Origin of the sequence: Chitinophaga sp. RCC_12, from assembly GCF_041360695.1 — a bacterium.
In the GTDB taxonomy this organism is placed as follows: domain Bacteria; phylum Bacteroidota; class Bacteroidia; order Chitinophagales; family Chitinophagaceae; genus Chitinophaga.
Genome location: NZ_JBFUPS010000004.1, coordinates 173402 through 186182, shown reverse-complemented (window position 1 = coordinate 186182; position 12781 = coordinate 173402). Strand labels below are relative to the sequence as shown.

The 12781-nt window shown below is 37.1% G+C and carries 12 protein-coding genes and 1 pseudogene; 8 read left to right on the top strand and 5 right to left on the bottom strand.

Translation table 11 applies throughout. From position 1 onward, the window contains the following. Window positions 1-322: 322 nt before the first annotated feature. Window positions 323-940 (top strand): hypothetical protein, encoded by a 618-nt coding sequence (locus tag AB6805_RS13985; protein WP_370910041.1) that lies wholly within the window; start codon window positions 323-325, stop codon window positions 938-940. A 56-nt stretch (window positions 941-996) separates the two neighbouring features. On the opposite strand, the gene AB6805_RS13980 is transcribed toward AB6805_RS13985, so the two are convergent. The 3 genes from AB6805_RS13980 to AB6805_RS13970 are packed head-to-tail and all read right to left on the bottom strand — an operon-like array spanning window position 997 to window position 2206. Further along, on the bottom strand, window positions 997-1416 hold the full coding sequence (locus AB6805_RS13980) for a serine hydrolase (protein WP_370910408.1): 420 nt from the start codon (window positions 1414-1416) through the stop codon (window positions 997-999). A gap of 3 nt (window positions 1417-1419) precedes the next feature. Then, window positions 1420-1839, bottom strand: coding sequence for a hypothetical protein (locus AB6805_RS13975; protein WP_370910040.1), 420 nt, complete (start codon window positions 1837-1839; stop codon window positions 1420-1422). After that, a complete protein-coding gene (locus AB6805_RS13970; RefSeq protein WP_370910039.1) occupies window positions 1832-2206 on the bottom strand; it encodes a hypothetical protein in 375 nt (124 codons plus the stop codon). The genes AB6805_RS13975 and AB6805_RS13970 overlap by 8 nt, the downstream gene beginning before the upstream one ends. A 358-nt stretch (window positions 2207-2564) precedes the next feature. Between AB6805_RS13970 and AB6805_RS13965 the strand changes: the two genes are divergently transcribed. The 3 genes from AB6805_RS13965 to AB6805_RS13955 are packed head-to-tail and all read left to right on the top strand — an operon-like array spanning window position 2565 to window position 3733. Continuing rightward, window positions 2565-2948 carry a hypothetical protein gene (locus AB6805_RS13965; RefSeq protein ID WP_370910038.1) on the top strand — a complete coding sequence of 128 codons (384 nt, stop codon included), beginning with the start codon at window positions 2565-2567 and terminating at the stop codon, window positions 2946-2948. Between the two features lie 8 nt (window positions 2949-2956). Next, window positions 2957-3424 (top strand): hypothetical protein, encoded by a 468-nt coding sequence (locus tag AB6805_RS13960; RefSeq protein ID WP_370910037.1) that lies wholly within the window; start codon window positions 2957-2959, stop codon window positions 3422-3424. 33 nt (window positions 3425-3457) lie between these two features. Further along, window positions 3458-3733, top strand: a complete 276-nt coding sequence (locus AB6805_RS13955) for a hypothetical protein (RefSeq protein ID WP_370910036.1) — start codon at window positions 3458-3460, stop codon at window positions 3731-3733. Between the two features lie 148 nt (window positions 3734-3881). Here the strand turns inward: AB6805_RS13955 and AB6805_RS13950 are convergent. Then, window positions 3882-4292: pseudogene (locus AB6805_RS13950) on the bottom strand (phage integrase SAM-like domain-containing protein); the annotation flags it as partial. A gap of 951 nt (window positions 4293-5243) precedes the next feature. On the opposite strand from AB6805_RS13950, the gene AB6805_RS13945 reads away from it, so the two are divergent. Both AB6805_RS13945 and AB6805_RS13940 read left to right on the top strand, forming a co-directional pair. Further along, window positions 5244-6575 carry a tyrosine-type recombinase/integrase gene (locus tag AB6805_RS13945; RefSeq protein ID WP_370910035.1) on the top strand — a complete coding sequence of 444 codons (1332 nt, stop codon included), beginning with the start codon at window positions 5244-5246 and terminating at the stop codon, window positions 6573-6575. Window positions 6576-6803: 228 nt separating this feature from the next. Then, window positions 6804-7169, top strand: a complete 366-nt coding sequence (locus AB6805_RS13940; protein ID WP_370910034.1) for a hypothetical protein — start codon at window positions 6804-6806, stop codon at window positions 7167-7169. A 505-nt stretch (window positions 7170-7674) separates the two neighbouring features. Here AB6805_RS13940 and AB6805_RS13935 read toward each other — a convergent pair. Continuing rightward, on the bottom strand, window positions 7675-8007 hold the full coding sequence (locus AB6805_RS13935; RefSeq protein WP_370910033.1) for a YegP family protein: 333 nt from the start codon (window positions 8005-8007) through the stop codon (window positions 7675-7677). A gap of 84 nt (window positions 8008-8091) precedes the next feature. On the opposite strand from AB6805_RS13935, the gene AB6805_RS13930 reads away from it, so the two are divergent. Both AB6805_RS13930 and AB6805_RS13925 read left to right on the top strand, forming a co-directional pair. Then, a complete protein-coding gene (locus tag AB6805_RS13930) occupies window positions 8092-8997 on the top strand; it encodes a GTP pyrophosphokinase family protein (protein ID WP_370910032.1) in 906 nt (301 codons plus the stop codon). A gap of 86 nt (window positions 8998-9083) precedes the next feature. Next, window positions 9084-12761 (top strand): hypothetical protein, encoded by a 3678-nt coding sequence (locus AB6805_RS13925; RefSeq protein ID WP_370910031.1) that lies wholly within the window; start codon window positions 9084-9086, stop codon window positions 12759-12761. The last annotated feature ends 20 nt before the right edge of the window (window positions 12762-12781 follow it).

Sequence of the window (12781 nt, the reverse complement as noted above, 5' to 3'; positions counted from 1 at the left end):
TGTGCCAGGCGGCAATTCTTGCAGCTTTGCAACCCATAACAGGACCACCTGAAGACATTTCTCCCTTGTTTGAAAACAACTTAATTCATTTCGAAACAATTAGTATATTGCTGTAGTCAGCACCCTTATAGGTTACCCCTTGATGGGCCTTTATGATCTATTTACCTGTTTAAGAATAAATCATGTATACAGAATCAATTATCCTGTCGCATATTGAGGATATAGAACAGTTTAAAATGATTAGCCCCGGCGCAAAAAATGAATTAAAATAGATCTGAGTTCAGGAAAGGGGAACACTGACAAAAAAAACGCGCATAAAGATATGAATACGAAATTTAGCCAATTGCTTATGGATCCTAAAGAACAGGAAGCTATGGCACAGCAATCGTTTACCAGTCATGAGGATTTACTCGCCTATCTATTGGATCACGGCATATTGCTACAGGTGGATTGGAAGGGAGAAGAACACGAGTTTCAGATCGGCAAATTCCTTCAGGGCAGGGCAGCGGTCCTGTTACCCGGAACAAGTATTGACATTGAAACTCCATATGGTAAACTAAGAGATGCTGTTAAGAAGGAAAGTATCAATGCCGGAGACAGCGTACCCCTTCTGTTGAAAAGTTTTCAGGCACAACAAAAAAAGACCGGTTTAACGGTTGTTTTATTGGATATCGGGAATGACAGCTACTATATTGGTTTGATAAAGCAAAGTGACGCTGCCGGATTGAAAAAGCAATCAGATCCTGTCTGGAGATTTACTGCGTTCGGCAGTTTAAGTGGCGAGGTTCTTTACACGGTGAACTGCGACTGTGGCAGTATGAATATCTGGCAGGTGAAACGGGGAGAAAAGATAACCGACGATGTATGTCAGGATTGCGGAAAACAGATTTTTGATGAAGAAGGCAACTCCTCATTTCAGGTGATCAAGGATTATATTTAACTGCTCAAGTCCCGGAAGCCATATCCACCCTTTGGATAGGTCAATCCGAATTTAGACTATTGTTTAGCGGCCGACAATATCTGATCGACCATTACTGCGATTTCATCGTCTGCAAGGTCTGACCGGTTTGAAAGCCAGATCAGACCGGTCTTTTTATCAGGCAACACGGCGCAGTAACTGCGGAAGCCCAGCGCTCCCCCGCTTTTCCATATGCGGGTGCCATTGATAGTACTGCCGGTAATCTGCCAGCCCAGGCCCAGTGTAAAATCACCATCAGTAAAGGTCTGTTTATGGGAAAGCCGGATCGAAGGCAGCGTCTCGTCAATATTTGCTTTTACATAATTCACCATATCATGACTGTTGGAAATGATCGCCGCTGCGCCGCCGAACATGTTCCAGTTTCCATGCGGCATAGTCATACCATCGGCGAGATCTTGTTTATAACATCTGGGGGGATACGAATCGTAAACATCCAGATTTTATAAGCAATCACTACCCTGCTCTCCATCTTCATTTATTTCTTTTCCAGTAGCCAACAAAAACATTTTTCTCACGCCTCCCCACGCATTTATCACCGGCAATTTTGACTGAAGTAATCTTAACGAGGGATCATCCAATTTAATTTCGCAAATTGTCTTGTGCCCATGAGGGATTTCATCAAAGGGTTTAAGAAACGATTGTGTAATCTGTACCAGTTCTCCCTGGATAGGATACATTACTTTCCTGGACTCATTATCAACCAGGTATAGAAACTTCACTCCCATTGGGATATCAAAATCTGAATAATTGAAAAAAAGAATAAGGCTATTTGAATAAATAGGCCATTTGCCCAAGCTAGAGATCAGCAATTTCTCAACACTCTTTGATACAATCCCTTCTACCCTTACGAATTTATCCATTATTCCTCCTTTTCAACCCATCAAATGCCCTGGGATTATTTGTCTGCTGATATTGCCGTATTCTATCAGCAGATGGTCTTGTAAGCAGGTTAAATTTTGCCTGCAGCTCGTAGCCAACAAGTAAACAAAGACGTAGATCTTCGACAATTTTACTGGTCCTCACTTTGAATTGCTGCTCTCGTAATACTTTAGCCTGCTGACGCTCACGAACTTTACGTTTCTTCTCCTCCTCTTTATCTACCTGCTCAGGCGTCTTCTCCAGTTTAATACCCTGGGCCTCCATTAGTCTATCCAACTTATCGTTGAGCAAGTTAACCTTTGCTTCTAGCCTACGGATATCATCGATGATAGGTTGTCTTTGTTTCATAGCAAACAATAAATAACCCTACAAATTAACTAAATTAAGAATGCCAAATTCACTGTATGGAAACCAAAGGTTTTTCCCCGCCAACAATCACACAATAAAATATGAGCAAAACCACAAACAAGGATCTCTCATCCAACACCGCATGTGACATAAAGCGGATAACCTTCGCAACTATATATCTACAGAAGAAGAAATATCAGAACGCCGATTGATACGGTCCTTTCATTGATAGTACAGACCAGTTCCTCGCCGATGTCGATAAGGGAACTTTTGGCGCTAAAAAGAAATCTGACCTGCTATCCTAGACGGTACCTATGATAATTCATTTTATCCGGTTAACTTTACATATCCGATACTTATGAAATTCAATTTCTTTAACCCGTCCAAACCGGTCGTTCCAGACTTTGAGGCGTTGAAAAAGTCTCCGCTAAAGGATCTGTACTTTTACCGCACCGCAAAGTGGCATTGGATTAACAACGATATAATAACAATCATCGATAGCCATGCTCCCCGAATGATCACCCTGGATCCTTGGCCGCAGATGGTTTTTCTGGGCGCTTCAGGCAAGCTGACGATTGGTGAGTATGCCTATTACGTGGTCAGCAAATATAAAAAGGAAATCCCTGCCGATCTGGACATTACTATTTTGTCCATGATAGACCTGTTGCTAAAAGACAAAGTAATATGTCTGTCGGAGGTAATAAGAGAACCAGACCCTGAAAACAACCGCCCTTTTAAATAGGACCGATAATGGAAATTGTAACCATAATAAATCATTTTAACAAACACCACAATATCCCTGCTGCCTGCATTGCATGGATGATCAGTAATAAGCGCCAGGTATACGATTACCTGCTCCTTTACCCCCACCGCGATTTCGCCATTGCACTGCTTGATTCATTGGTAGACCTGCGTAAGGCACAACCAGATGATGCAGGTATCGAAGATATCATGTTTGCCTGCCTGCTGGTGGCGCTTCACCGGCAAACTGAAGATTGCTTGCTCATCTGGAAAGCAAAAAATACCGATTTTGATACATTCTGCGGCGTAGACATACAGCTGGTTCTCTTTATGGACGTGCCTGCCACGATCCCCTACCTGCAAACCAGTGGGGATCTGGATGCCCCCAAAGCCCTGGAGTATATATTGGAATGTGATGAAGAAGGGGACTTTGAACGACTTGATCATTATTATTCATCTATCGATTTACACTGGTGAATGGCTTCCCCATCACTATAATTGCGAAATACGATGAAATTAATCACTGACATCAATGCCGCTAACGCACTACGACAACAATATCGCGGCGCTTCCTTTCAGGCACACCCTTTCAGCAAGTCACTATGGCGACTGGGAGTGGAACTGCGCCATCCAAAAAAACCGGAAGTATTATATGTGGTCGGCATCGGGTTTAAGCATATTACCAGTGGCTTCCGGCATCGCAATGCCCATTGGGAGATCATCCAGCCTCTACCTGGTTATCCTGCAACAGCACAGAAAAACTTAATCTCGCGCAATGCCAGGTAATATGACTGGTAGTACCAGCATTTTTACAGCAGACCTCCAGCGCATAATTACAGGCCCGCAGCGACGGTAGATTAAAAACTGCGCCCTTCCGGTTTCAACCGATTATATCTATCCCAGAGTATTTTCCGTGTGATAGGGTGCAGCGCTACTAACACAGGCACATCAGTTTTCTCCTGGATGATTTCTGCAAAATTTTTATCAAGATTGATATATTCCCAGAAAAAGATGCTAACATCACAATATCTGAAGCCCTGATAGCAAAACACAATAAACGCATCTCTGATTTCTTCATTAAAGTGTAACGTGCTAAGCAATTAAGATAATCTTCTGCTTCCAAATTGGCCTTTCTGGGTTTATTCTTTTTTTCTTTACTCAGTACATCTTCTACCGGATTGTTTATAAAGTATCCTGCTTTGGTTGCAGCTCTGAGCATTCTGCGAAATGGCCGGAAATAGTTGGCGGGGCGTGCTCCGATTAGCCGGTCCAGTAAATATTGCCGAAAGTCTTTACATAAATCTTCAGTGATGTCTATTGGAGATAGATATTCCGAATTGATAAAATTCCGGAAGTGTAGAGACTATAATAGAGATGCTTATTGTTTTCCCTTTTATTTTTTTTTACATATTCAGCATAATAGTTCAGGAAATTCTCCCGCAACTTATGCTTAGGGATAAACGGCGTACCTATCGCTTGCCTATCAAGAGTAGCCTGTCCTTTTTTTACTTCCAGAAGCTGTTTGGTTTCCTTGTTATGATTTCGTTCTATCTGGGTTTTAGGATTGACATATGTAAAAATTCCCATTGCTGGGCGTTGACCTTTTCCACGTCCTAAGTCGTAATAATAATAGATCTTATACCTTTTCTGTTCTTTATCCCAATGAAATTCATACACACATGGTTTTAGGTGATGTAATCCATTCAGTCAAACAAGATGCCTGTGACAGGTAATATCCGCCACAGTGAAAGGTTTGAAGAATAAGCGTGTAAATACGGGAAAATGAATTTTTCTGAAGTTTTGAACATCCCAATGGTGTCAGGTACATTTTGACAAGCAACACTGTCAAATGTTTCGGTCCAAAAATCAGCTTGCCTTTTTTAAAGACAACTACCGGTAAAATGTCGTACGGTGGCTTAAATAGTGAAGTTTTCTGCTTGTCATTTTGCTTGTCAAATGCTTGTCAACAATAGTGGTTGATAGCAGAAAAACGGCATTCGCACAAACAAAAAAAGGCTTGTAAGTCAATTACTTACAAGCCTTTTGGGTGCCCAGAACAGGAATCGAACCTGCACTCCCTTTCGAAAACAAGATTTTGAGTCCCGTATTCTGGTTTTCTTATCTTTATTTAAGTTAATGTATTTTAACTTAATTGTTTAATTATCAATTATTTACGTATTTCTGCTTAATTTAGTTGCTCATTCTTTTATGATGATTAACCGCGTTTTTTGTGCAATTTTTTGTGCAAATAACTAATGGGGGAAAGGAATTGTGAAACTGAAAAAAGCAGTTAATAATGTCAAACAGCATCGGTATCGTTTTAGACAAACGAAGAATCAAAACTAATGAAAAATATCCGTTAAAATTACGCGTCAGGTTGGATGGGAATGAGGTAGAAATGTATTCAACAATTTACGACCTTTCAGAAGAAGACTATAATAAGTTATCAGCCCCAAGGATAAGCGATAGTCTAAAAGAAATAAAACAGAGAATAAAAGAAATTGAAACGGATTCGAGAAAATTTATTAGCGACTATGGCGATATCACGTTTCAGGAATTTGAAAGGGATTTTATCAAGGATAACCCACATTTTAAAAAGCGAAGAACTACAACGAGACCTGAAGCCTCAGAGGAAGAAGAAGATTGGCTTAACCCCTATCGAAAAAGATTTAAAATATTAAAAGAGCCCCACCCAGGTACTGATTACATTTCATATACTTTCCAGAAATACATTAAACAGCTATTGGCCGAGGGACGGATCGGTAGCGCGCTAAATTATCAAGATGCATATTATTCCCTTAAACGGTTTAGGGGTAACGTACAATTTGAAACAATTACAGTAAGCTATCTACATCAGTATGAGAGGATGATGATCGATATCAAAGGGCGTTCAAAAACTACAGTAGGAATCAAACTTCGTTCACTTAGATCTGTCTTTAATGAAGCTATTGAAGACAAGATAATTAAAGGGGATAAATGTTACCCTTTCGGAAAAAGGAAATACAAAATTCCGACCTCGCGTAATATTAAAAAGGCTCTGGATATTAGCGAAGTTCAGAGCATCTATGAATTCAAACCGGAAAATGAGTTCGATAGAAAAGCACGTGATTACTGGCTTTTCAGTTATCTGTGTAATGGTCTTAATCCCAAAGATTTCGCTTATCTTAAGTACAGGAATATAGACGAGGATTACATAATCTTTACGAGGGCAAAAACCGAGCGGGAAACCCGTAATGACCCTAAGTTAATAACAGCTTACATCACCGAAGATATGCACCGAATTATTAACGAATGGGGTAACAAAGACCGAAATCCCAATAGCTATATATTCCCGGTACTTGTTCCCGGCGAGGATTTACTAAAGCAACACATGCGGGTATGCTCCCTTGCGAAATTTATTTGCGACGGAATGAAAAATGTTGTCAAGGCATTGGGCATTAAAAAAAAGGCAGGCAATGCTGAATGCCGCCATACTACGGCTACCACTCTGAAGCGGTCTGGAGCCACGACAGAATTTATCCAGGAGATATTAGGCCATCATAACAAGAACACTACCGAAAATTATTTGGATAGCTTTGAAAATGATGTTAAAAAACAGTTTGCAAAAAAGCTTACACAATTTAAATAGTCATTAAAGGAGAAATATCTACCTTAACTATTGCAGGCTTTTTTGACGAGCGAGGAAATGAGGATAAATTCGGCAGAGTAGTAAAACAAAATACTTGTAATTTAGGTAGCTGAAAATTTGATCAGCTAACGAAAAATAGCCAGATCTGATTATCAACCATTTAGATTTAAATATCGGCCAGACCGGCAGACTCAAAAGCTTACTGCTATTGTATTAATTTACGTATTCATGGAGCTATCCCTTAATGTTGACACCTATTTGCATTCAATTTTAAGTTTGAGAGACGAATTAGATTCGGTTTGTGAGCGCGTTACTGAAAAATATGATACAATAGACACTCCAGCAGTAATCGGAATAGCATTAAGGTGCCTGCCGGAAGATATAGAAAGGAAAACCTTTAAACGCTATGACAAAAAGGATCGATACCTTACAATCGATATCTCATTAAGCTACAAAAAGTATAAAAGCTTGCTGAAGGTAGAACAACGTCACGAATTGGGCCATGCACTTTATCATAATATTGTTGATGCCATTTCTAAATACAACTTCACGGAGCTGATGGGCGCTGGCTTTATAAAAGACTTCGAAATTTGATGTAATGGGGTCGGATGGCTAAATAAGGAAATTGATTGGAGCCAAGATCCCGATACCTAAGCACTCCTCGCGGTAATGACTTAATATAGCGACCCACTGGCTTTTATATCAAAAATTACAAAAGGGAAGATATACTGTCAATCAATTTGGGAGTTCGATACTGAATTGTGAAGGATGCGAACATCTTAACGGAGCGACCAAGAACAAAAAAGATCATATTGCTGTTCACCTTCAGACACAGTAGATGCTTCGGTGATTTTGTTAGATGAGAAAACTGTAATATTTGATCGTTATACCACATCAGGATGAAAATCAGGGAATACACTTTATGCTGATAATCGTCGTATCTCTTTCCAAACTCAGGACGGTCTCCGAAAAATTGTTGGTCTGAAAGGATTGTTTATTGGCTCTGAAATAGCTGATTTAGTTGTCAGCATTCACTTAAATCATGCTTTCTTCAATAAGCATAAAGTAAACCGAGTAAAGCTTCCATTTCCAATAATTACTATAAATTTTGATCTTCGACAATAGCATTTGGAGCATTTTTCTTGACAGATTCAATGCCGTTTTCCATCGCAGCCTGACTTTCATACATTTCACTTGTCCCAATGACCTGACCGTTTCTGGCTTTCAAGTTGAAATAGTGCTTGCCGTTTTTTGATGTTCTCCGTTCGTAACGAGCTTCGTCAGGTGCATTTATCCTTACAGATTCAACACCATTCTCGCAGGCTGCCCGAGTACTATAACCTTCGCTGGCTAAGATCACTTGGCCATTGCCGGCCTTTAGAAAGAAGTGATATTCTCCATTACTGCTATTGGATATTGAAAATTTCCCCATTACTTTTTTCGTAAAGATATAGTTTTAAACCTTATTTTGTTTATATCTTACGTACTAATAATATCTTTACTAAAAGGCTATCTAATGGATTATATCGCTTTAAATAAATTATTTGAAGAACAATATCAAAAAAATGAAATTGGATACAAGGCTTTCTTGAAGGAATTTAAGAGAACAGTTGAACACATTATTTCGGTGGAAGGTATACCATTAGCTTTCGAGATCTCAGCAAGATTGAAAAGTCTCGATTCTATAAAAGATAAACATGAATCAACCAGATATAGAATTAAAGAGTCTATATTAGAATTGAACGACTTAGTTGGGATAAGAATAGTAGTAGTATTTCCTGAAGATAGAGAAAAAGTAATTTCTATTATCAAAGACGAATTTGATGACAAAACTACTATTAAATCGAGGAGAAGAGACTATGATAAATTTGGATATAATTCGGTCCATTTGATTGTTGGAGTCAAAAAAGAATGGCTCGCCACACCAGATTGGAGGGATCATGGAGAGAAAAGAATTGAAATACAAGTAAGAACATTGGCAGAGCATATTTGGGCAGAAACGTCGCATACCTTATTTTATAAAAATGAGGAGAGTATTCCAGATACGATTAAAAGAGATTTATCAAGGCTTTCTGCCTTATTGGAAGTCGTGGACGAAAAACTTCAAAATTTGAAGAAGTCTGTATTCGATCATTTTAATTACATAAGAACCTGTGATTATCCCGAGATTTTGAATATGGATTTTAATCCAGAAACTTTTAGGCGAATGGTAAATGAAAATTCTAAAGGAAAATTGAGTTTTGAAGATTCCCAAAACCAAATAATTAGCACTAGAATTGAAAGAAACTATAATATTATTAAAGCTGGATTATTTGACGAAATAATTAAATCCGGGCAACAAAGTAGTAGTCGGGATTTGGATTTAGACTTCATCTTTGAGATGCTTGATAGCTGGAAAGAAAAATCCAATGAGAAAGGATAAAAATCCAAAATAAACTATCAAGACTAAAATCTAAAAAACATAGTTTAAAGTTTTAAATTGTCTTCATTCTAAAACACTTCTTTACCATGAATGATAACAAACTGACTTTGAGAATATCAAATTGGTTATCAGAATTATCAAAATACTTTCTTAAACTGTCGAATAAGCAGGCTTCTCCAATAGAAATACCTGAAATATCATATGCCTCTTTAGCCCCTAACTCCACTATATCTGACGCAGATGGCAAAGATTATTTTGACGCCCTAAAATGGGCGTTAAATTCCAAGACGATTAAAAATATCGCCCTAACGGGTCCGTACGGTTCAGGAAAAAGTAGTGTATTACTGAGTTTTCAAAGCAAGTACCCAGAATACAAATTCTTAAATGTTTCACTTGCTACCTTCGGAAATGCAACTGTTGCCAATGGGGGTAATACAAATGGAATTCCTATTGACCATTCAGCCATTGAACTAAGTATACTTCAACAAATCTTCTATAACAAACCGCAAAACGCCATACCTGATTCAAGATTCAAAAGGATAGTCGGTTTAAGCCGAAACCGGCTATTCTTAAATTTAACCCTTTTTGTCGTTTGGGTTGCAGCCATTACGTTCCTTTATGATATAGGCTTAAAAAAGAGGATTGATGTTGTTGACAGATTTTTATTTAAATATGATTTTTTGTTTTCCGTGCTATCTTATCTTATTTTCTTTATTGGCACCATATTTATAATTAGTAAAGGAATTAGAATTTTTCGCAGATTCAATTTCAACAAAATAAAACTATCGTCAAATAACCTCGAAGTTGAGGGCGAAGGCGGTCAATCCGTTTTAAATGCCCACTTTGACGAGCTAATTTATTTCTTTCAAGCCACAAAATATGATGGATTAATAATTGAAGACCTGGATAGGTTTAGAGATACTGAAATCTTTTCAAAACTACGTGAATTAAATCAACTTCTTAATCACTCTGAGCAAATTACAAAAAAACCGATAGTCTTCATTTATGCAATTAAAGATGATCTATTCATCGTCGGAGATAGAACAAAGTTTTTTGATTTTATTATACCAATTGTCCCAATTGTCAATTCGTCGAATGCAGGCGATTATCTTTTTCAAATGCTTGCTGACAATAATATAATTGGCCATCTTAAACAGGATTTCATTTATACAATCGGTTTGTTTATAAATGACATGAGAATGGTAAAGAATATTTACAACGAATACTGCGTTTATCGGAAAAAATTGAGTATAGATGCCCAACACAAACTTATGGGAATAATCGCCTACAAAAATATATATCCCGTAGATTTTTCAGATTTACATTTGGGAAAAGGAATGATCTTTGATGTATTCTCAAAAAAACAGGAGTCCTTAAAGGATATATCATTAACCATTGATAGCGAAATAACTGAATTCGAAGAAAAAATAACCCAACTAGAAACTGAAGTTGCTCAAAACAAGAACGAACTCAATGCTATTTACGTATTAAAAATCCTTTCTAAAATTACAGATTTTGATGCCTTTTACATTAATGGTCGTGTAACGATTTCATCGGCGTGTTTAGACGAAAATTTTCTTCAATTAATGAGAGCAAATCCAATCATCTATTATAATACTAATGGTCATACAAGAAGCTCCGATATCACTTTTAAGAATATTGAAAATGAGGTAGACTCAAAAAACACCTACGAACAACGGGCAAAAATGGTCGAAGAAAAAGGGTTGAAAATTATTAACTCAAAAGAACTCCACAGAAAAAAATCAACAGAAAACCAGCAACTCAAAGGACTTTCGATTTCCGAGTTATTAAAATCATATTCAATTGATAAGTTTAGCAAAAATATAGGCAATGAAAAGTTACTGGTATATCTGCTGGAGCGTGGGTCAATCGACGAACTTTATCCACTCTATATTTCAAACTTTTACGAAGGTACATTAAAGAAAAATGATCAACTATTTCTCATTGGTGTAAAAAACAGAAATAACAATACTACTAATGCTCCTTACAGTTTTGCACTTTCAAATTATAATGAAATAACTATAAGGCTAAGTTTAGACGACTATATGCATAAGGATGTGCTAAATTTCGGCTTAATAAATTGGATGGTGCAACATAACATCAGTTATAAACACCAACTTCAGGCTGTGTTGGATCAACTTCGATTACCAAATCCGGAAACTTGGCAATTCCTTGAAGCTTCTCGTATGGAAGGCGATGCAGAAGGATCTTTCTTTCATTATGTGTGCATTACCTGGCTAGAATTTTGGAAAAGCACAGTGCTTTATTTCTCAGATTCCATCGAGGTACAAATTGAATGGTTTATAAGTATCTTGAGATCTTGCACTATTGCGAATCTTTCGAGTTTGGATTTTGAAAATTCTATATCATTATTTATTGAAAAATGGTATTTCAATATAAACACTAAAGTCAGTAAGGATCTTAATGTTGTTAAAAAACTCCAACTATATATTCAGGAAAGGAACTTGAAAATCAGTACCATTGAAAAACATTCATCTAAAGAGGCATTGGACTTTTTGGTCGAAAACAACAGTTATGAACAGCGTTACGACAATATATTGACTATATTACTCAAAAAATCAAAAGTAAAATTACGAGCCGAAACCGAAGTAGAGTTTTCGATTTCGGATATTTTGCAGTCGGGATGCGAGGCATTAATTAACTATCTAAACATATATTCTAACTATGGATTAGATTTAATTCTCAGCGGCCCGCATACAGTTATTGAAGATGAGGATGTAATAATAAATCTACTCAACAGCGATAATATTTCTATTGACAGAAAAAATACAATCATTGTCGAACTCAATTTTCTTTTGCAAGATTTATCATCTATACCGGTGAAAAGTTCAGAGGGCGAACTGGACATAAAGATTCCCCAAGAGCTCCTAACGAATAAAAAAATAAAATTAGACTGGACAAATATATTATATTATCATGAACACTTTGGGTTAGATAGTTTTCTGATAGGGTTGATAGATTCAATGGAAGCAGGCCAAATAGTAGACAAACTTTATATTGGTGCTTTATCTGGACAGAATGATTTATTGAGACAATTTGTTCGTGAGTTATCTCTTAATACAGAAGTAACGGAAAATACATTTGAGAAACTTTCTAATTCATTCTCCCTTATCGACGACGTTGGGTACCTATCCCCTGACCCTGTTAAACTAAAGATACTAATTGAAAAGAACCTAGTAATATTTAAACCCCAAAATGTTTCTATCATTAAGCAAATTGATAGAGCTTTAGCCTATGAACTAATTATTAAAGAGATTCAGTATTTTTTTAAGGAAAGTGATAATTATGACCTACAAGTAGATGATTTTATCGGTATACTAAGTCAAAATGGACTATCGTCAGAAAGTGAGTTGAAAATAATCGAAATGATTGACACTTCGGATTTCAGGACCAATTCAAAAATTGCAGAGATAGCTCTTACTAAAATAGTAAATAAAAATCTAACCACTATTAATCCAGATATATCATTTGCATTATTGGAAAGTGGAGCAGACCTGCCAAAAAAAGTCGCCTTGTTTAAGCGATTAATGTTGAGTACCGAACCTGCTGTACTTTTTGAACAATTACCAAATTTAGGTTCATCGTATGACCGGTTATTTGGTGGACACAATGAATTTGAAGATGGAGAGCTTGATACGGAAATCCTGAACTTTCTTAAGAATAACAACTATATCCTAGAATTTTCAACGAAAGACGACAAAATTCATATAATTAGACAATAGTAGACCCAAAATGATCAATT